Source organism: Kitasatospora dryopteridis (assembly GCF_050749075.1).
Taxonomy (GTDB): domain Bacteria; phylum Actinomycetota; class Actinomycetes; order Streptomycetales; family Streptomycetaceae; genus Kitasatospora.
This window is the reverse complement of the sequence record NZ_CP192749.1, coordinates 167556-186104: the sequence shown is the minus strand read 5'-3', so window position 1 is coordinate 186104 and position 18549 is coordinate 167556. Positions and strand designations below refer to the sequence as shown.

16 protein-coding genes and 1 pseudogene are annotated in these 18549 nt (G+C 71.6%); 4 read left to right on the top strand and 13 right to left on the bottom strand.

The window, feature by feature from the left end:
• The first annotated feature begins 356 nt into the window (after nucleotides 1-356).
• Nucleotides 357-764 carry a hypothetical protein gene (locus ACQ614_RS00770; protein ID WP_431676096.1) on the top strand — a complete coding sequence of 136 codons (408 nt, stop codon included), beginning with the start codon at nucleotides 357-359 and terminating at the stop codon, nucleotides 762-764.
• A gap of 98 nt (nucleotides 765-862) precedes the next feature.
• Here ACQ614_RS00770 and ACQ614_RS00765 read toward each other — a convergent pair whose 3' ends face one another.
• The 4 genes and pseudogenes from ACQ614_RS00765 to ACQ614_RS00750 form a co-directional block, all read right to left on the bottom strand.
• Nucleotides 863-1336 carry an Imm1 family immunity protein gene (locus tag ACQ614_RS00765; RefSeq protein WP_431676094.1) on the bottom strand — a complete coding sequence of 158 codons (474 nt, stop codon included), beginning with the start codon at nucleotides 1334-1336 and terminating at the stop codon, nucleotides 863-865.
• A gap of 614 nt (nucleotides 1337-1950) precedes the next feature.
• Nucleotides 1951-2487, bottom strand: coding sequence for an Imm21 family immunity protein (locus ACQ614_RS00760; protein WP_431676093.1), 537 nt, complete (start codon nucleotides 2485-2487; stop codon nucleotides 1951-1953).
• A 357-nt stretch (nucleotides 2488-2844) separates the two neighbouring features.
• Nucleotides 2845-3123, bottom strand: a pseudogene (locus ACQ614_RS00755) (transposase); the annotation flags it as partial.
• 332 nt (nucleotides 3124-3455) lie between these two features.
• A complete protein-coding gene (locus ACQ614_RS00750) occupies nucleotides 3456-4304 on the bottom strand; it encodes a helix-turn-helix transcriptional regulator (protein ID WP_431676091.1) in 849 nt (282 codons plus the stop codon).
• A 140-nt stretch (nucleotides 4305-4444) separates the two neighbouring features.
• On the opposite strand from ACQ614_RS00750, the gene ACQ614_RS00745 reads away from it, so the two are divergent.
• A complete protein-coding gene (locus ACQ614_RS00745) occupies nucleotides 4445-5224 on the top strand; it encodes an NAD(P)H-dependent oxidoreductase (protein ID WP_431676090.1) in 780 nt (259 codons plus the stop codon).
• 545 nt (nucleotides 5225-5769) lie between these two features.
• Here the strand turns inward: ACQ614_RS00745 and ACQ614_RS00740 are convergent.
• From ACQ614_RS00740 to ACQ614_RS00730, 3 genes are all read right to left on the bottom strand, one after another.
• On the bottom strand, nucleotides 5770-6051 hold the full coding sequence (locus tag ACQ614_RS00740) for a hypothetical protein (protein WP_431676089.1): 282 nt from the start codon (nucleotides 6049-6051) through the stop codon (nucleotides 5770-5772).
• A complete protein-coding gene (locus tag ACQ614_RS00735; RefSeq protein WP_431676088.1) occupies nucleotides 6048-6539 on the bottom strand; it encodes a hypothetical protein in 492 nt (163 codons plus the stop codon). The genes ACQ614_RS00740 and ACQ614_RS00735 overlap by 4 nt, the downstream gene beginning before the upstream one ends.
• A 443-nt stretch (nucleotides 6540-6982) precedes the next feature.
• Nucleotides 6983-7375, bottom strand: a complete 393-nt coding sequence (locus ACQ614_RS00730) for an excalibur calcium-binding domain-containing protein (protein ID WP_431676087.1) — start codon at nucleotides 7373-7375, stop codon at nucleotides 6983-6985.
• 890 nt (nucleotides 7376-8265) lie between these two features.
• Between ACQ614_RS00730 and ACQ614_RS00725 the strand changes: the two genes are divergently transcribed.
• Nucleotides 8266-8712 (top strand): hypothetical protein, encoded by a 447-nt coding sequence (locus ACQ614_RS00725; RefSeq protein ID WP_431676086.1) that lies wholly within the window; start codon nucleotides 8266-8268, stop codon nucleotides 8710-8712.
• 91 nt (nucleotides 8713-8803) lie between these two features.
• Here the strand turns inward: ACQ614_RS00725 and ACQ614_RS00720 are convergent, their stop codons facing one another.
• Both ACQ614_RS00720 and ACQ614_RS00715 read right to left on the bottom strand, forming a co-directional pair.
• Nucleotides 8804-9472, bottom strand: a complete 669-nt coding sequence (locus tag ACQ614_RS00720; protein WP_431676085.1) for a transglycosylase family protein — start codon at nucleotides 9470-9472, stop codon at nucleotides 8804-8806.
• Between the two features lie 518 nt (nucleotides 9473-9990).
• On the bottom strand, nucleotides 9991-10728 hold the full coding sequence (locus ACQ614_RS00715) for a peptidase inhibitor family I36 protein (protein ID WP_431676084.1): 738 nt from the start codon (nucleotides 10726-10728) through the stop codon (nucleotides 9991-9993).
• Between the two features lie 466 nt (nucleotides 10729-11194).
• Here ACQ614_RS00715 and ACQ614_RS00710 point away from each other — a divergent pair, with 466 nt between their 5' ends.
• The gene (locus ACQ614_RS00710; protein ID WP_431676083.1) at nucleotides 11195-12217 is read left to right on the top strand and encodes a hypothetical protein; all 1023 of its coding nucleotides are present in this window, start codon (nucleotides 11195-11197) and stop codon (nucleotides 12215-12217) included.
• A 730-nt stretch (nucleotides 12218-12947) separates the two neighbouring features.
• On the opposite strand, the gene ACQ614_RS00705 is transcribed toward ACQ614_RS00710, so the two are convergent.
• The 4 genes from ACQ614_RS00705 to ACQ614_RS00690 all read right to left on the bottom strand — a co-directional run bounded on the left by ACQ614_RS00705 (nucleotide 12948) and on the right by ACQ614_RS00690 (nucleotide 18416).
• Nucleotides 12948-13118, bottom strand: coding sequence for a hypothetical protein (locus ACQ614_RS00705; RefSeq protein ID WP_431676082.1), 171 nt, complete (start codon nucleotides 13116-13118; stop codon nucleotides 12948-12950).
• Nucleotides 13119-13891: 773 nt separating this feature from the next.
• Complete coding sequence (locus tag ACQ614_RS00700; protein ID WP_431676081.1) at nucleotides 13892-14461, bottom strand: hypothetical protein; 570 nt, start codon at nucleotides 14459-14461, stop codon at nucleotides 13892-13894.
• A gap of 607 nt (nucleotides 14462-15068) precedes the next feature.
• Nucleotides 15069-16721: a glycoside hydrolase family 27 protein gene (locus ACQ614_RS00695; RefSeq protein WP_431676080.1), complete on the bottom strand. Its 1653-nt coding sequence runs from the start codon at nucleotides 16719-16721 to the stop codon at nucleotides 15069-15071.
• Nucleotides 16722-16862: 141 nt separating this feature from the next.
• Nucleotides 16863-18416 (bottom strand): alpha-L-arabinofuranosidase B, encoded by a 1554-nt coding sequence (locus tag ACQ614_RS00690; RefSeq protein ID WP_431676078.1) that lies wholly within the window; start codon nucleotides 18414-18416, stop codon nucleotides 16863-16865.
• Between the last annotated feature and the right edge of the window lie 133 nt (nucleotides 18417-18549).

Here is an 18549-nt window from a genome sequence, read left to right as displayed (position 1 = left end):
TCAACAAAGCTCTACCGCCATCGATTTACAAGATCACTGGGTGTCGCCGGCAGGCGACCGGACTACTGAACCGCAACGGGCAGGAGCAGGACCTGCTGGTCGCGCTGACCACCTCGGCGTGCGAGCGCCTCGGCCGGGCGGCGGAGCCTCGTTTCGCTGCCGCGCACCGCGTCGGAGGAGGCTGCCGGAACACGTGCGCGCCTTCCCGGCCCGGGCGGCGGTCGGTCGTATGGTCGTTCGGGCGAGGCGGTGTCCGCCCCGTCCCCGTGGTGCCCGGCCCGGCCGTCCTCCCCCCTGGCGGCCGGGCCGTGTCGTGGCCGCCGTCCCGGGCCGGCGCGACTCTCTACGCTGTTCGAGTGCGCTACCTGACTGAATCCTCCGCCGTCGGCGCCCTGTACCGAGGTCGGTCCATCGAACAGTTCCTCGGTCCCGCAGGTGAGCCCGATGCCCCTGGCATCCGCTGGGTCGAGGTCACACCGACCCCATCCGGCTGCAAGGTCGTCCTCCACACCTCCGCAGACATCGGCGGCGAACACTTCTACGACCTCGTGGAGTTCCCACCGCTCGGCCCCGAGGACGAGGACCACGAGTTCGGCCAGGAGATCACGACCTCCGCGGACGCACTGGACGCGCTGACCATCGCCGAGGCCCGCACCGGGGCCGTCCGTGACCGCTGGGTCAACTGCGGCGTCGCCCAGGACGAATACCGCGACTTCGTGCGAGCCGGCCGACCACCATATGTGTCACCTGACCAGCACAGCTGACATGAGTCGATGGCCTGGATCGTTCTCCACCCTGTGTTACCCGGTCGACCTTCTGAGATGAGCCACTAGCGGTGGGCGGGCCCGGGCCGGGGCGCGGCTCAGTCCTCGGGGATGCCTCCCCTGCCGTTGTCGTTGCGGTATCCGTTGAACTCGCCGGTGACCCAGTCGATGGAGGTCGGGCGTTCGCCGGTGCCGCCGAGGCAATACTCGTGGACCGCCGCAGTGATCAACGAGATGGGCAGGACGCTGGAGGGGTCGTAGCGGGCGCCTGTGCAGAAGTCCGAGACCAACGCGGGTTCGGTGCCCGATGGGTGGGGGTTGTCGGAGAGCCAGCCCCAGTCGTAGATCCCGCCCTTGTGGCCGATGTTCATCCACAGCAGGGCTCCGTAGTCGGCGGCTTCGTCGACCGTCGCACGGAGGTAGGCGCTGTGATGCCCGGCCCCCGGTTCGTAGAAGCAGAACACTGCCTGGCTCCCAGCTGCGGCGCGGAGGGCTTTGGCAACCATGGCCTCGATGTCCTCCGTGTCGGCAGGGAACCTGGCCTCTCCGCCGGACCAGATCTCCAGAATCATGACCGGCCACTCCTTCCGGAGGCCCCAGGAAAGCACCGCGCGACGGCGGACGTGCTGACGTGCACTTGAACATCCGTTCCAGCGAGCCCGGCACCGCCGATGGCGGGGCGGGGTGTGATGAGGTGTCGGGTCGCTGGCGATTCTTGCGCGGCCCACCGACAAGCACCTGGCAGGCGCGTTTTCGCGGATCCCCATCAGCACAGATCCCGGCAGCGCGAAAACGGGAGTTCGACAGCGGGCTGCCGTGGCTGGACTCGGCCGGCACCAGCCGCCAGACCGAGACCGAGACGAGACAGCACCGTTGCGGGCGAGGGCGGTGTGCGAGGCGATGGACGTAGAGATCGCGCCCAACAACGCCAACAACGTCCGTCTGAAGCTCAAGCGGCTGGTCGAGCGCGGGATCCTGGCCGAGACCGAGCAGGGGTTGTTCACCCGGCCCCGGCCGTAGTCGCCCCGCGAGCCCGCGAACAGGCTGCTCGCCCCAACCGAAAGGGCAAAACGGGCGTCACCTCACGCACCGCCCTCTGAAGCGCGGGGTTGACTTGGAGGAGTCTCGCGGGCCGTTCGGCCGTACGGGGCGGAGGTTGCTCGGGTGTCGTCGGGCCGTGAAGTCGTTACTCGTCGTCGAGCTGTGCGAGTTGTACGAGCGTGAGACAGGTCTGCGGGTTCGGTGTGACGTGTGCTGATCGGACGGCGTAGTGCCCGGCCGGGATGTCGATGGCCAGCCGGTCGTCATGGTCGGATTCGGTGCCGGGCCGGGGGGTGCCGGGACGGCCGGAGTCGAACAGGACCAGTGGTCCCTGGATCCTCCAGACCGTCTCTGCTTCCCATGTGGCGGTGCGGAGTGCCAGTTCGATGGTGTCGAGGACGGCGTCCTCCGATTCGCCGCTGTGCCAGCGGACGAAGACGCCGTACTCGGGCAGGTACGTCGTCAGGTCAGGGTCGCGCAGCACCAGGGCGCCCGCCGGCCCCACGGGGATGACACCCACGTGATCGTCGACCTCGCAAGCCCTACCGTAGTCGTCGTCCGTGGATGTGCTTTCGAAGTCACACCCGTGCCAAGACTGCAGGACGGCCTGCGGCATCGCGATGAGCGGCCCGCCGCCTGAGGAAACCCACTCGAACATTCCGGGATCGGCAATTCTGACCATGCGCGCAACCTACCGGCACCCGGTGACAGCAACTCCGCGCCCCCACCGCCACCGCCGGCATCGACGACGAGGACGGCCCCCAGCGGTCAGCGAGCTTCGAGGTATGGGCCGACGCCCGCTTCACCTGCTGCGGTTCCACAGCAGCGGGATAGATGGCCGGAGGCGACCGTACGTCACCTCCGGCCATCTGCCGGCCAACCCACTATTCGGGCTGATAACCGTAGTTGACGATCAGTAGCAGGTCGTCGATGTCGGCCACCTCAGGCCGGCTGGCAGGGACAGCACCTCGATGGTCCACAGTCCGCTGACGCTCTTGCCTTTTACTTTCACGGTGCCCGGCTTGGTACCGGCAACCACCCGGTCCCGCGCCTGCCGGCGCAGCAGGTCGTGGATGGTCTGGTCGGTGCCGTCGTCGCGCCACTTGCAGAAGTAGTACTTCACCGCGCCGACGGGCGGCAGGTCGTGGGGGAGGTAGCCCCACCGACAGCCGGTGCGGGACCGGTACAGCAGGGCGTTGGCGATCTCCCGCATGTCGTAGCTGCCCTGGTGGCCGCTGACCGAGCGGTGCCGAGCCTTCCAGGCGGTGACCACGGGCTCGATCAGGGCCCAGCGTTCGTCGGATAAGGGAGCTAACAGAAAGGCTTACGGAGGCCATGCCTCTGCGCCTGGTGGCTCGTTGTGCCGTTCGTGGGGAAGGTGAAGGGTCCGCCGGGGCTGGTGTCGGATGACCTGTGGGGGCGTATCGAGCCGCTGCTGCCGGTGCGGGTGCGGCGTGCGCTTCATCGTCCACGACGACGGCCACGACGGCCCCCACCACCAGGCGGCCTGACCCCGTCCATCCTGCCTCGGTCGGGCGACGGGCGAGACGTGCCAGCGGCTGGTTCCGACGGACTCAGCCGGTGTGCTTCTGCCGCGGACGGGCGGGCGCAGTGTGGCGGGGGCAGGGGTGTGTCGCGAGCGTCGCTGGGTTACGGGCGGACCTGGGTGTTCACTGTGGGCTGCGGGTCACCGGTGTCCGTGCCCAGGCCTGCGAGAAGGCGCAGCCCGTCCTCGGTGGGGCTGCCTGGGGCCGCGGACAGCACGAGCAGCTCCGTGCCCGATTCGTCCGGCAGCGCGAAGTTCTCATGGTGCAGTTCCAGCAGTCCGACCAGCGGGTGCCGGTACGCCTTGCGTCCGTGGGTGCGGGCGCGTACGTCCGCGCGGGCCCAGAGGCGGCGGAAGCGCTCGCTGCCCATCGCCAACTCGCCGACGAGCGAGGCCAGTCGGGGGTCCTCGGGGTACTTGCCGGCGGCCAGGCGCAGGTGCCCGACCACGTCGAGGGTGCACGTCTCCCAGTCCGCGTAGAGGCCGCCCTCGGCCTCCTCGAGGAAGATGTGCCGGGCGATGTTCAGACCCGGCATCGGTCGGCCGAAAAGGAGCCCGGCGAGGCGGTTCCCGGCGAGCACGTCCATGCGGTGATTCATGATCAGCGCGGGTGCGCCGGCGACCAGGCCGAGGACGCGCAGCAGCTCCGGCCGGACCCGCCCGCCCGGCGTTTTCGTACGGCCGCGGCGCTGCCGGGCGAGCCGGTGCAGGTGCCCGCGTTCGGTCTCGTCGAGGCCGAGGACGCCGGCGAGCGCGTCGAGGACCTGCTCGGAGGGCTGGGTCGCACGGCCCTGCTCCAGACGTACGTAGTAGTCGACGCTGACTCCGGACAGGTGCGCGACCTCTTCGCGGCGCAGCCCTTCGACCCGGCGGCGGCTGTCGACGGGGATACCGGCGGCCGCCGGGTCGACCCGGGAACGCCGGGTCCGCAGGAAGCCTGCAAGATCGTCCATGCCCCTCAGTATGGACTCGGCGCCGGCCGTGGAGGGTGGTCCTGCCGTTACCAGGAAGTCCCGTCCGACGGAAGAGGAGCCCCTGAACGCCGCGCGCCGCGGCGTCCAGGATCGAAGGCATCCGATCCGAAGGAGTTCCCGTGAAGACGCTGATCGTCTATGCCCACCCGGAGCCGAAGTCGCTCAACGGCTCGCTGAAGGACCTCGCGGTGTCCACGTTGGAGACCGCCGGGCACGAGGTGCGGGTGAGCGATCTGTACACGATGAACTGGAAGGCGGTCGTGGACGCCGCGGACTACGGCCCCGGCGCCTCGAGCCCGCTGAAGGTCGCCCTCGACTCGGGCAGGGCCTTCGATGCCGGGACGCTCACCCCGGACGTCCTCGCCGAGCAGAAGAAGCTGCTGTGGGCCGACACGATCATCTTCCAGTTCCCGCTGTGGTGGTACACGATGCCCGCGATCCTCAAGGGCTGGGTGGACCGGGTGTTCACCTACCGCTTCGCGTACGGCGTCGGCGAGCACAGCGACACCAAGTACGGCGAGCGTTTCGGCGAAGGCACCCTCGCAGGCAGGAGGGCCCTGCTGTCGGTGACCGCCGGCGGACCCGAGTCGCATTACGCCGCCCGCGGGATCAACGGTCCCATCGACGATCTGCTGTTCCCGATCCACCACGGCATCCTGTACTACCCAGGCATCGAGGTGCTGCCGCCGTTCGTGGTGTACGGCACCGACCGGATAACCGACGAGGACTACCCGGAGGTCGCCAAGGCCTGGCAGCAGCGCCTGCTCACCCTGGAGTCGACCGAGCCGATCGCCTTCCGGCGGCAGAACTTCGGCGACTACGAGATCCCCTCGCTGCACCTGAAGGAGGGACTGGAGCCCGCAGGCCGCACGGGATTCGGACTGCACGTGCGCGACTGACCGCCGACGAAGGACGGGACGGGGTGCTGACCCGAGGGCCGTGGCCGACGTCTATGACGCCAACACCGACCCGGACGACAACGCCAAGGACGGCCCCGTCACCAGCCGGCAGATCTGACCCCCGCCCCCAGGAAGCGGACTACCAGCCCCCAGCCGCCGCACCGGCCGGGGCCGGCACGCGCAAACGGCTGACAACAACAACCCGCCGCGCACCCTTCCACCTCCCGGCACTGTGCAAGCCGTACCGTCACGACCGTGGGACGACATGCTGCCGCTCCCGCTCCTTGGATGCCGGCCCGGCCGCCCCGCCCCTACTCGGGCGCGGCCGGGCCGCGCTGCGCCGCCGGGTGAACCGCGCGGCGTGGTGGGGTTGAGAGGGGCGGGCGGGTTGCACCCATGGCATGACGAAGCACCAAGGACTTCGAAACGGCGACCGGCGGGGGCGTCGGCTTGCAGGGTGAGGTGGCGCAGGCCTTCGAGGAGTTGGAAGTGGGCGCCTCGGCGCCCGATCGGCAGGCCCAGGCCTGGCGCAGCAGCCTGACCGGCTACCTGTGGGCGCTCGGCCGCTCGCAGACCGCTTCGGCCTGGCTGCTGGGGCTGGTCAGTTCGGTGCAGTGGCGCCGCCGCCATGCTCGACGGCGTCGTCGTACTGGATCTCGAGGGCGGCTTGGCCGTCCTGCTGGGTGGTGCGCAGGGTCGCCGGTGATGACCCCGACTTTCTCGGTCATGCCGCCGCCGGGCCCGGCCGGGATGCCCTTGGTGACGAGCGGCCCCTCGGCCTCGGCGGTGCCGCCGGTGTCCGTGTTGTTGTTCTTGCCGGTGGTCATCGGGGTGCCTCCGTGATGCAGGTGTCGAGCATCTGGTTCAGGGCTGTCTTCTCGTCGGTGGTGGCGGTGAGCCGGTAGGCGGTTTTCACGTCGGTCCAGGCGCGGGCGTAGGCGTACCAGATCTGCCGGCTCGGGGGCTCCCAGGCTTCGGGGCCCTGGTCGCCCTTGGGCCGGTTGGAGGAGGCGGAGACGGCGAGCAGCTGGGGGTGGGTGAGGTCGTTGGCGAAGGCCTTGCGCTGTTCGGTGGTCCACCGGCCGGCGCCGGAGCGCCAGGCGTTGGCGAGCGGGACGAGGCGGTCGGCGTCCGCCTTGGCGGAGCCGGTGATGGTGGCGTTGTCGTAGACGCTGAACCAGGTGCCGGCCGCCGCCCGGCATCCGGTGTCGGCGCGCACGCCCACGCCGTCGCGGGCGAGGACCTTCTCTCGGGTGTCGCAGGAGTTGCCCTGGGAGGCCCAGTGGGGGAACTTCTCCCGGCTGTAGCCGGCCATCGAGCCCGCCGCGCCACCGGCAGGGCGGCGAGTTCGCTGCGGGCGAGGGCGGCGGGGGAGGGCTGCGGGCCCGGCCAGGCGCCGCCGGCCCGCGCCGGGCCGGACGCCGTGGCGGGGACGGACGGATTGACGTTGCCGGCCGTCACCCCACCCGGAGCTGGAGAGACGGTGCCGGCGCAGGCTCTGCCCGCCACGGAGAGTACGGCGAGCGCCGCGAGCCGGGCGGTCCGGGGCGCGGTACGGGAGGCTGCCAGGCGCCACTGATACCCGCCCTGGGCCCGATCATCGGCGGCGCAACGCCGGGAGCGGACCGGACAAATGGCCTGGACCGGGTGTAGAACCAGGCCAGGCCCGTGGCGGTGGTCGCTTCGACGGATCAGTCGGCAGGTGCGCGGCTGATTCTGCCGGAGACCAAGAGCCGCCTGACTATGCGGAGAAGGCGGTCAGCCTGTTTCGCAGGCCACTCCGTCGCCGTCGCGGTCCAGATGGGGCGCGTAGCCGGGATCGCCCAGGTGGAGGGGGACGACGCCCGCGGCGCGTGCTTCGGAGCAGTTCTTGTAGTACACCGCAGGGCCGGTCGTTTCCGGCACGGGTGTGGTCGCCTGCGGCTGACCACCGGAGGGCTGAGGTTGTCCAGCGGCGGTCGGGGCCTCGGTCACGGTCACCGTGGCAGTGACCGTCGCCGTGGTGGATAAGGCAGAGGAGGTCGCTGTCACGGTGGCGGTCGCCTGCGAAGAGGAAGGACTGGTCGGGCTGCTTGCCCCGCTGTCTTTGCCCGAAAGGCCGATGCCCATACCGAGCAGCAAAATCGCTGTGCCACCCACGACCTCGGCCACTGTCCGGCGCCGGTTCCTGCCTCCGTCGGGGCGCGTAGCAGCTGGTGACTGCCATGCCGGCCTCGGGTTTTGAGCCATGACGCCTCCCGGGAGACACGTTCCACCCAAGGGCTGGGACTTCACTTCCCAGGATGCTTCTCCCCGCGCCATCTCACCTGGCACTCGCTGCTGCGGCCGGGCCCGCGACCCCGAGCCCCAGGCAAGCCGCCGCGCGTGCCCGGGTCGGCCTGGGTTGCTCCGTCCGGGTGTCGGCGGGTTCGGCGAAGTACCGGGGTGGGCAGAGCTGCGGCATGACGACACCCTCGACCAAGCGCCGACACCGTCGCCGCCACCCGTTCGCACCTGCCGCGTCCACGACCACGACCGCTGCTCCGGTCGGCGCCGAGCCGCCGCCGGCCGTCGGGCCGGGTGACGGCGGCGGGTGCTGTCGGACCTGGTCGAGCGAGCGCATCTCCCGCGGCATGGTCGTCCAGACCATCTGGCACGAGCCTGCCTGCCGGGGCTGGAGCCGGCCGTGACCGCGGTACGGGCCGCGGGCGGCGGTTGAGCCCGGCGCCACGGTAGTGACGCACTTTGCCCGGGGCCGGTACGCGTTCGCGGTGAGGGGGGCTGTCGTAGACCGGGGGTATGGCGAGGAGAAGACGTCGTGGCATCCCGGCGAGATCGTTCCGGCGAGCGGGATCTATGCGTGCGACTGCGGTGCGGGGCACCACTGGGGCGCGGATGTGAAGGGGCACCGTTTTCCGCCGTTTTCGGCCTGCTGCGAGGGCGGGACTTGGTCGTTGGGGACCGAGGCACACCCGGATTCCTGACTCTGCACGCCGGTCCGGAGGGTGCCAGGATCGGCGTGTGTGTCTGCGGGGTCGGCTCGTCGGTCAGGGGTGACGGCAGTGGGTGAGGAGCCGGTGCTGTGGGCGTTGGTGGTGCGGGAGACGGACGACGGCGGCATGGTGGCGGAGATCGTCGTCGAGGTCGACGCCGGCCACTGGGGCGGGCTTGCGACGGATGCGTGGGAGAGCGGGTTCATGGCCGTGGGCGGGGCGCCGGTTTCGACGGGGACGGTGCAGGTCCGTGGCGGCCGGTTCGTGCGGCTGGTGCTGGTCGGCGGCCGGGAGGTGTGGGAGCCGAGGCCTGCGATGGAGGTACCGGGGGCGTGGTTGTCGGCCGCGGCAAGGTCCGGTGGTGTGCTGGTGACCGTGGTGGCACCCGGCACGTGGCCGCCCGATCTCGCCGGTGTGGCACCCGGCCGCCGGGCCCAGGAGTTCGCTGAGTGGTTGGACGAGGTGCGGGCGAGCGGGGCGGTGCTGCAGGGCGTGGCGGATCTCGACCTGGAGTGAGCCTCGAAAACGGTGCCGCCTCGGCCGGCAGGCCCTCGCACGACCCGGAACCGGGCGCGGCTCGGCTTGCGTAGGCGGGCGGATCCGGGCGTCAGGGGAGTCGGAGGGTCTGTCCGGCCAGGATGAGGTCGGGGTTGTCGCCGATGGTGTCCTGGTTGGCGGCGTAGAGGGCGGGCCAGCCGCCGGGGACCTGCAGGGTCTGGGCGATGGCGTCGAGGGTGTCGCCGTCCTGCACCACGACGGTGGCGGCGTCCGCGGGGTCGGGGGCCGTGTTTGGTTCGGTGGTGGCCGTGGCCTCGCCCGCGGTCGGCTTCGGGGCGGCGGGATGCTCAGTGGCGGGCCTGGGCGCGGGGACGGTGTGGTGGCCGGTGCGGGCTCCGCAGGCGGGCCACGGGGCAAGTCCCCGGCGGGCGGCGAGGTGTTGGGCGACGGCGATCTGCTGCTCGCGGCTGGCGAGGTCGGCGCGCGGGGCGTAGGCGGTGCCGCCGTTGGCGCGCCACGTTCGCTGGTCGAACTGCAGGCCGCCGTAGTAGCCGTTGCCGGTGTCGGCGTGCCAGCGGCCGCCGCTCTCGCACGCCGCGACCCTGTCCCAGTCGATGCCCTGCCCGGCGGCCGGCGCCGCGTTCGCCGCGCTCGCAGCGGCGGCGACGGCGACAGCCCGCTCCGGGGCGGCGCTTGCGGGGGCGGTGGCGGCGGCCCACAGGCCGGCGGCGCAGACGAGGGCGAGGAGTAGCTGCAGGATCCGGTGGGCGATGGACACGGCGGAACACTCCCCGAGAGGGTCGGCGATCGGGCGGCCGGCGCCCCGGGGCACCGCCCTTCCACCGTTGACACACCCCACTGCGCCAGCCCGGTCGACATCCCGCAGGGGTCACCCGCCCGGCCGCGCCCGGCCACCCGGCTGCACCATGCCCGTTCATGGCCGCCGCCCGCGTCTGCCGCAGCGCCGCTCACACCACTGCAACCGCCGAACCCCTGCCGGCCGCAGCCCGCCCGCCGTCCGACGCTGCGCCCCGGGCCTGCGGCACAGATGCGACCTCGTCGGTTGGTCGGTGCGAGTGTGCAGCGGCTCGGCGCGCTGGCGGGGCAGCCGGTGTGACGATGCGGGAGACGCGAGCGCATGGTGCGATGCAGGGGAGCACGATCCCCGGCCGCGCATGGCGGCCCGCCCTTGGCCGCCGCAGACGCCGGCCTTCGCATCGGGGGTGGGCGGGATGACACGCGGGCCGCCCCCGTGGGGGAGCGGCCCGCGGCCGGGTGGTGCGGTGGTGTCTGCGTTCAGCCCAGTTGCTGGGCGTTCAGGCTGGTGAGGTGTTCCTGGGCGGGGCTTTCCTTCGCGTAGAGGACCTGGATGTCGATGGCGAGGTCGGTGCCGGGGTCGATGGTGTGTCCGCCGCCCGCGGGGGAGCCGACCAGGACGCTGCCCTCGGTGCCGTCGCGCAGGATCTGGCCCCAGAAGACGTCGGTGAACCCCTTATAGAGGGAGGTCTCGTCGGGCAGGTCGCCGAAGCCGAGCGCCCATTTCACGACGCGTGTCTCGGCGGCGCGCACCGTGATCCGGTAGGAGTAGATCCACTTCTGGGTCTCCCAGTCCTGCCACTTGCTCAGGAAGGCCTGCTCGACGATCAGGTTCCCCAGGAAGGGGGCTGCCAGCGCGGAGCGGGCCTGGTCGTTCCAGCTGCCGTTCGGACTGTCGGCCATGGCGATCCGCGCGAGGTTCGCGATCGAGGACCTGCGGTCCACGGGCAGCGAATGCCCCTGCTGGTCGGCGGCCGAGAAGAGCGCGTTGTCCTTGTCGGTGCGGTTGACGACGCTGCTCACCCCGTCGGCGCTGTGGTCGAAGCCGTACACGGAGAAGTCGTTGACGGACGTGCCCACCGGGATGGCCAGGATCTTGTCGCCGGCCCCCGGGGTCTGGCCGATGTTGAAGTTGACGGCGCGGTAGAGGCAGAAGCTTCCTTCCGGGCACGCTTCCTCGCCCTGGCCGTAGATCAGCTGCGCTTGCTCGTTGCTCACCGTGTCTGCCTTCCTGTTGACGACGTGAGGGGCCCGGGAGGGAGGCGGCGTCCCGCTGAAGTCCCGCGGGCCGTGGAGTGTCGGTCGCCGGCCGGGCCGGTGCCTGGCGGCCCGAGGCGCGGCCGCGGAGACCTTTGGATACGCTGAGTGATGTTAGCACTACCATTCGCAGTCGAACGGTTTGGCTCGCGTGCCTTCACCGGGGAGTCTCGCGGCAGGCCCGCGGCTGGACGTCACCGGCCGGGATGTCGAACAGCTCAAAGGCGCGCGGGCCCTCCACGCGAAGCTCCAGCCGGCGCGGGACCGCCACCAGGCGTTACCTGCTGCGCTCCGCGGGGCGCTGGCCACCGAGCCACCGACCGGGGTGCTCCTGCACCTCCTGGCGCTGCCGGCCCCGCGGCTGCCGTGCCCCGTGTTCCGGCAACTGCCCGGCATACTGCCGTCCTGACCCATCGAGGAGGGTGAGGTGTGGGTGGTGACGGTCGGCCAGGACCGGGACCAGGCCTCGGATGTGCAACCGTCGCGCCGTCCGCTGCGCAGCCGGGTGCGCCACGGGCAGGCGTCGTGCGCGGACTACGGCTGCACCCGAGCCACATGCCGCCAGGCGGCGCTGCGCGCCCGCCGCCGCCGCGACACGGACCGCGCCCAGGGCCTGGCGGCCCGCGTCGACGCCGCCCCGGCCGCGCTGCGGGCCGCTGTCCTGGTGCGCCGCGGCATGTCGGCCCAGGACATCGCGGATGCCGCCGGGATCGCTGTCACCCTGGTGCGCCGCCTGCTGCGCCCTCCCGGGCGGCGTCCGGTCCGGATCGCGCGCAGCACCGCGGAGGCGGTCCTCGGCATCCCGCTGCCACGGCAGGGCCAACCCCCGGGCCCCGGCCGGGGCCTGACCGGCGCCCACCGCGCGGCTGCGGTGCTGGCGGAGCTGGCAGAGCTGGCGGCCGAGGCTGGACCGCAGATCTACCTCGCCGCCTGCCTGGACACGAGCACCGCGACCGTCGCCGCCGTCCGCGGCGGCGTGCGCCGCCGCATCTCGATCGCCCTCGACCAGCGCATCCACCACCTGCAGCGGCACCTGGCGGACACCACCCCCACTGCCCAGGGCATCCGGGCCTCGGACGCGGCCGCACCCGCGCCTGGGCACGACGCGGATAGGGCAAGGCCCCCGCGGGCGGGCCCGGTCGGCGTCCGGGACTTCGCCCCGGCCGACCTGCCGTGCTGCCCCGTCCGGGTGGGGCCGGGGTTGGGCGGCCGCGGCGTGTGGGACACGCGGGAGATGACGAGCCCTTCCGCGGAGCGCCCACGGCGCCGCCGACCAACCACACGCACCGCTGCGCCCGACTCCCCGGCCCCGGCAGCACAGGCGTCCGGTCCGCCGACGGCCGTGTTCTGCTGCCGGACCTGGAGCACGGAGCGCCTGCTGCCGGGCGGGGCCGTGGTGGCCACGACCTGGCACGAACCGGCGTGCCCGGCCGCCAGGAGGCGCCGGTGACCGGCCACGCCCCGGCCGGGGCCGACGACGCCGGTACCTGGGCGGCGGCACCCACCCGCCGTCTGCCCGGCGACATCACGGCCAGGATCCGGGCGGCCCGGGAAGCCGGGGTCTAGGAACGCCACATCCGCCTGATCCTCGCCGAGGCCTTCACCACACCCGCCACCGCCAGGGCCGGGGTGACAAGGGCCGGACGGACGCGTGAAAGCCCCCGCGCCGGCCACACCGACACCCCTCCGCAGCGCCACTCGCCGCTGCCCGCCGCTGCGCCCTGCCGGGATGCGGGCGGCGCCGGCCGACGAGCCCGCACAACGGCCTGGTGGGCCGGGCGGTGCCGGTTTGCAGCAGCGCGGCATGCCGGGGGCGGGCGGCTGGTGTGACGATGCGGGAGATGCGGACGGGTCGTGCCGGGGCAGGGAGAAGGGACCGGATGGTGGGAGTGGCGGGTGTCCTGGAGCACTCCCGGTCGTTGGACGGGGCGACAAACGTCCCCGACCCCCTGCGGGGACGCTCCGGCTGCGCCCCGCGCCCCGGTCCGGCCGCATCCCCCCGGTGTCCGCCGGCCCGGTGCGCCGCGCAGCCGCGGCGGGTGGCCCGGGGGACCGCACACACCCCGGGCCGCCCCCGACCCTCGTCCCTCGAGCCGCCGCAGCCCGGCGCGGTCGGGGGTTGCGCCGCCGTCCGCGGCCTGCCGGTCGCGGGGCCCGAATCTGCTGCGCCCCTCACCCTGTCAGCGGTCGACCGGGACTGTCTGGTTGTCGTCGCCGAACGGGATCCCGACCTGCCGCCTGGTGCCGCTGAACGGCGGGTTCGTGTTCGGCGCGAGCCCCACCATGCCGTCCGCGGTGCGCCCGTCCAGGAACCGGTTGCCCGGCACGTCGCCCTGGCAGACCAGCGTCACGACACCCTCCGGGCCGCCGTGCATCTCCCAGCGGGTCCCGCTGAACGGTTCACCGGTGTGCGGCGCGAGACCGACCGTCCCGTTCCCCCGTCCGCCCGTCCAGCAGGCGCGGACCGGAGACCGTCCCGAGGCAGGGGAGCACGACATCCATGGCCAACTCCTCCCTTCACCACCACCTGGTGGCATCTGCACCAAGGGGGCACGGCAGGAGAGGCAGCATGCCCCTACTCCCAATCTGAGCACGCCAGTTGAGACGGGCAAACGCGCTGACAGACAGCAGCCACCGGCGGTTACCAGGCGCTGCCCCGGGCAGGACCACCTCACACGGCACAGCGCTCACATCGCTGAGGACGCCCACTGTCGGCCGAGCCGCTGATGCCGGGGTTCTCCTGGCAGCCAGGACGTCCGGCCCGGCTCGGCAGCTCGGGCAGCGCTTCGCTCTCCGAACATCCGGAGCCCGTACCATCCGTCCGGATCGCGTGGACCGGTATGACAGCGGCTCACCCGCGCCGCGGCGCAGGGGCCCGGGACACGACCGCTGTGGCCGGGAGGCCGTCGCGCAGAGCGACCTCGTTCACCAACGACCAGGGCTTCTGCGGATCGGCGGTGAGGACCGCGTGGGTGCCTCGGCGGGCCCAGACTCGGTGAGTCGGCGAGTTGCTCGGTGGTACGCCTGGCTCGGCGGCTCTGGAGACGCCTTCGGGGATCTTGTCGACGTCCTGGTGCGCTCCCGGTTACCGGGACAGTGCGCTGACGCGATGGGCGGGGGCGTTTCAGTGGAGGAGGTGGTAGCCGATCCAGCCGTTCTGCTGGATGCCGGTCCTCACTCCGGGGGCGAGTTGTATGGGATCGAGCAGAGCTGCGCCTGCGGCTGGGAAGTGTTCCTCGCAGAGGTAGTGGGGGATGCCGCCACGCTCCGGTGCGGTTCCCAGTGCGGTTCCCCGCGCGGCGCGCGTGGTGAAGTACCGGCGGTCCACGATGTCGTGAGAGGAGTGGCTGCTGATGCCCGTGCTCAACCCGCTCCAGACGGTGCCGTCCTCCCTGAGGGCCCAGCCTTGGAGGGAGTCGAACATCTTCCATTCCTCGCCCCAGGGTGCCGCTGCGATGTACCTCTCGCCGGTTCGCTGGTACCTGTATGTGGAGGGTTGATCGCCGAACTCTAGCTCGATGTATCGGTGTAGGAGCGGGGCGCCATGGCGGCGGGCGAAGGCGAAGAACTCCCGCCCTCGGAGGAGGAATCGCTCGTTCTCTCGCGCCGTGTTCTGTGCGGCTTCGGCTTCCTGTGTCGCATGTTCCCGCTGTCGGCGGGCGTACTCCGCGGCTGCTTTCTCCAGGTCCGACATGATCTCCCACCCCCACGCTAGCTCTGGTGAACGCCGGATACCTACCCCTGAGTTAGCCGCGGAAGTCGATCACTGCATCAACGGGGGCCCTAGGGGCCGCCAGGAAGCCTCAGCTAGACCTGTCCGTCACCGTTCCTCGAACACGATGGACGCAGGGGGGCCAAGGCGGCCTGGAGCGCTTCCCGGCTGGGATCGGGCCCTCGGACCGCCGCCGCGGCTGCGCAAGGCTCCCGGGCTGCTTGCGCACCGGCCTGCGCACCCCGGTCGGCCGGCTGCGCACCTGCGCATCTGGTTCCGTGCGCATGCGCGGCCGTCTCCGTGCCGGACGCGCACGCGCATGGGGTGGTTGCGCATGCGCATCGGGCCGGTGGGCGGCGTGCGCACTGGTGGTTCTTCGGGCCTGGCTGGGTGGTGTCCGGGGCGCCGGTTACTCTCCCCGGTCATGGACGAGAGTTTCGACGCGCGGGGCATCAAGGCCGCTGCTGGATTCGACGCGCGAGGGATCAAGGCCCCTCCCGTACCCGGCCTGAACCGCAGCGGAGGCGTGGCCCGGCTGGGCCACGCCTCCGCCGTACTCCCGTTCATTTCTCGCAGACGAGGGGGCGGGTTACCGGAGGGTCGTCCACTTCTGGTTGTTCTGGCCGTTGCAGGTCCACAGGATGACCGGGGTGCCGTTGGCGGTCCCCGCGTGGTCGGCGTCCAGACACAGCCCGGCGTGGACGTTGCGGATCGACCCGTCGGCCTGCACGGTCCACTTCTGGTTGTTCTGACCGTTGCAGGGCCAGATGATGACCTGCGTGCCGTCGGTGCTGCCCTGGCCGGAAGCGTCCAGGCACTTGTCGCCGTAGACGCGGATCTCGCCTCCTGCCCAGGTGGTCCACAGCTGGTTGGCGGCGCTGTGGCAGTCCCAGATCAGCGTCGCCGTCCCGGCCGTCGTGGCGGCCCGGTCCACATCCAGGCAGCGGCCGGACCCGGTGCCGCGAAGCCGTGCGGTGGTGGAGGCCAGCGGGCTGCCGCCGGACACCCTGTATACGGCGACGCCGTGCGCCGGGACGCTGGCCGAGATCTGGCCGGACGTGCTCGACGTGTCGCCGGTCCACAGGTCGGTGAGAGTGAACGGCCCTCCGGTGAGGCCGACCTGCGCGGCCGTGACGGAGACGGTCGCGGTGCCGCTTCCGCGGTTGAACAGGCCGACGGCGACCGAGCCGTCGGACAGGGGCTTGGCGAACACCTCGGTGTCGCCGTCGTCGCGCACTCGGCGCCCGCCCGCGCCGAGCGCGTCCTGGTTCACCGCCAGCAGACGGGGGTTGCGCAGGATCGCGCTCACGTCGCCGGACATGGTCCGGATGTCGTTGCCCGCGATGAGGGGTGCCGAGAGCAGCGACCAGAGGGCGAAGTGGGACCGGGACTCGGTCAGCGACAGGCCGGGGCGGCCGACCACGAGCATGTCGGGGTCGTTCCAGTGGCCGGGGCCCGACTGGGCGGCCAGCGGCGCGTCGATGTCGAGGACGTTGCCCACGCCCATCGGGTAGCTGTTGGTGTTGCCGTTCTGCCAGATGTCGAGCAGGTCCTCGGTCGTCCGCCACAGGTCCGCGACCTCACCCCAGTTGTACGAGGAGCCGGTGATGGCGTGCAGGCTGTTGGGGTTGATGCTGTAGACGATGGGACGGCCGGTGGCGCGGAGGGCGTCGCGCATGAGGGTGAACTGCGCGACCTGCTGGTCCAGCGTGCCGATGGAAGAGCACCAGTCGTACTTGAGGTAGTCCACGCCCCACGAGGCGAAGGTGGTGGCGTCCTGGGCTTCGTGGCCCTTGCTGCCGGTGGAGCCGGAGTAGGAACCTACGGCCTGGGCGCAGGTGCGCTCGTTGGGTGCCTCGTAGAGGCCGAACTTCAGGCCCTTGTTGTGGATGTAGTCCCCGAGCGCCTTCATGCCGCCGGGGAACTTGGTCGGGTTGGCCCGGAGGTTGCCCGCGCCGTCGCGCTGCGGGTCGAACCAGCAGTCGTCGACGATGACGTACCGGTAGCCGGCGTCCTTCATGCCGGAGGACACCATCGCGTCGGCGGCCTGGCGGACCTTCGACTCGTCGACACCGCACCCGAAGCTGTTCCAGCTGTTCCAGCCCAGTGGCGGGGTGGGCGCAGGGCTGCCCGGCGCGGCCTCGGCGGTCGTGGCGGTGGATGCGGTGACGCAGGCGGTGAGCATCAGTGCGGCGGCTGCGAGGAGACGCAGCCGCCGCCCGTGGGACCGTGGGGGGACCATGAAGGGCTTCCTTCCTGGGAGGCGGATTCGACGTGACAGGGAGCCGGCCGATGCCCTCGACCGGCTCCCTGCACCGGCCCGGCCACGGGCCGGGCCTGCGGCCGGGCCGGGCCGGCGAGCTTGCTGAGACGGCGGTGCGGGTCAGCCCAGCGGCTGGGTGACCAGCCAGCTGGTGTCGGCGGCCCAACTGGTGCTGCTGTCCCAGGTGTTGGAGCCGCCGTTACTGGCGATGTAGGCCGTGTAGTTGTAGTGGCGGAGGTACTTCGTCGGGAAGTTGGCGGACCGGAAGGAGGTGCCGGTCCCGCTGTTGCCCGCGGTGGGGCAGAAGGTGGCGTCCTGGGCGAACGCGCCGGCGCCGTTGTCGGTGTTCAGGTTGAGCTGGTAGTTGTAGTGGCGCAGGAACTGGCCGGGGCTGTTGGCGGACTCGAAGGACACGCAGGAGGTGTTGGCCAGGCCGGTGCGGACGATCCAGGTGGCGTCGGCCTTGTCGGTGGCTGGGCTGGAGGAGTTCGTGGCGGAGATGACGACCTTGGTGTCGGCGTCGTCGTGGCGGAGGTAGTGCGAGGTGCAGCAGGGCGCGGTGGTGGCCCGGAGGGAGATCCGGGAGCCGGGGGTCAGTGTGCCGGTGCCGGTCGAGCCGCTGTTGTAGCCGGCGGCGGTGATGTTGGCCTGGACGGCGTTCTCGGTGGCGTCCGTGGGGTAGCCCGAGGTCATGACGCCTTCGTAGAAGGTGCCTTGGGCCCACTTGCTGTTGTCGCCGCCGATGCCGAGGATGATCGCGCCTTCCTTGTGCATCGGGTTGTAACCCGTGGCATTGGGGCGCACGCCGTTGTAGAAGGTGGACAGGCCGCCCGACCGGGCGTCGCCGCCGCGGAGGGCCCACTGGTTCGGGCCGCCCTTGAGCATGGCGGTCAGGAACCGGTTGTTGACGCTGGGGTCGCCGGCGTTGAATCCGCGGTTGACCCCGGAGAACAGGCCGTTCTCCAGGTCGGCCATGACCCAGGGGCCGTTGCCGCTGCCCGAACCCCAGGCCTTGTTGTTGCCGAAGTAGAGGGCCTCCATGTGGCCGTTGCCGGTGTCCAGGCTGTTGGTCTCGGCGTTGCCGTAGTCGAAGCAGCAGCCGTCGTTGAAGTGCGTGCCGTCGAAGATGGCGTACATGCCCTCGGGCTGGTCGCCGGTGGCGATGCCGTTGGTGTTGTTGTTCCGGTAGCCGGTCCCGGGGGCCACGTAGACGCCGTACGCCTTGTGTCCGGCGACGGTGACCGGCGCCTCGAAGGCGTTGGCGAGGTTGTCCGGCCCGCCGGCCGCGCCGCCGGCGGGCGCCTGGGTGAGGTGGTTGCCCTTGCCGGACTGGTCGTAGATGACGGTGATGACGCAGCTGGTGCCGGCGCAGAAGTCGTCCTGCGCGGCGGCGTTGGCGTATCCGCCGGCGCTCAGCAGGCCGATGTCCCTGGTCGCGTTGTCGGAGGCGCGCTTGACCTGGTAGAGCGAGCCGTTGTACGCCCCGTACAGGGCGCGCGTGGTGCTGTGCGCGGCGACGCAGGGGGTGCCGCCGGCGGCGTAGATGTCGCAGGGCCCCTGGGTGGCCGCCTGCGAGGTCGCGGCCGTGGCGGTGAGCATGCCGACGGCGAGTGCGGCGGTCGCGCCCGTCGCGAGGAGAGCTCGCCCGAGCCTACGGATCGACAGTTTGACCATGAAGATCTCCTTCACAGGGTGGGGGTGGGGTGGGCATCCACGAACCTGCCCGGCTGTGCGGACGGCGTGGGCCGCGCTGACGCCTCCGGGTGCCTTCCGGTGTGCGCCGTCTTCGACAGCCGGCCGGCACGGG

Excerpts from the sequence above, each read along its gene's own strand:
- ACQ614_RS00700 (WP_431676081.1), bottom strand. The coding sequence starts at position 14,461 with ATGTCGGACCTGGAGAAAGCAGCCGCGGAGTACGCCCGCCGACAGCGG.
- ACQ614_RS00735 (WP_431676088.1), bottom strand. The coding sequence starts at position 6,539 with ATGGCCGGCTACAGCCGGGAGAAGTTCCCCCACTGGGCCTCCCAGGGC.
- ACQ614_RS00750 (WP_431676091.1), bottom strand. The coding sequence starts at position 4,304 with ATGGACGATCTTGCAGGCTTCCTGCGGACCCGGCGTTCCCGGGTCGAC.
- ACQ614_RS00695 (WP_431676080.1), bottom strand. The coding sequence starts at position 16,721 with ATGGTCCCCCCACGGTCCCACGGGCGGCGGCTGCGTCTCCTCGCAGCC.
- ACQ614_RS00740 (WP_431676089.1), bottom strand. The coding sequence starts at position 6,051 with ATGACCACCGGCAAGAACAACAACACGGACACCGGCGGCACCGCCGAG.
- ACQ614_RS00765 (WP_431676094.1), bottom strand. The coding sequence starts at position 1,336 with ATGATTCTGGAGATCTGGTCCGGCGGAGAGGCCAGGTTCCCTGCCGAC.
- ACQ614_RS00690 (WP_431676078.1), bottom strand. The coding sequence starts at position 18,416 with ATGGTCAAACTGTCGATCCGTAGGCTCGGGCGAGCTCTCCTCGCGACG.
- ACQ614_RS00760 (WP_431676093.1), bottom strand. The coding sequence starts at position 2,487 with ATGGTCAGAATTGCCGATCCCGGAATGTTCGAGTGGGTTTCCTCAGGC.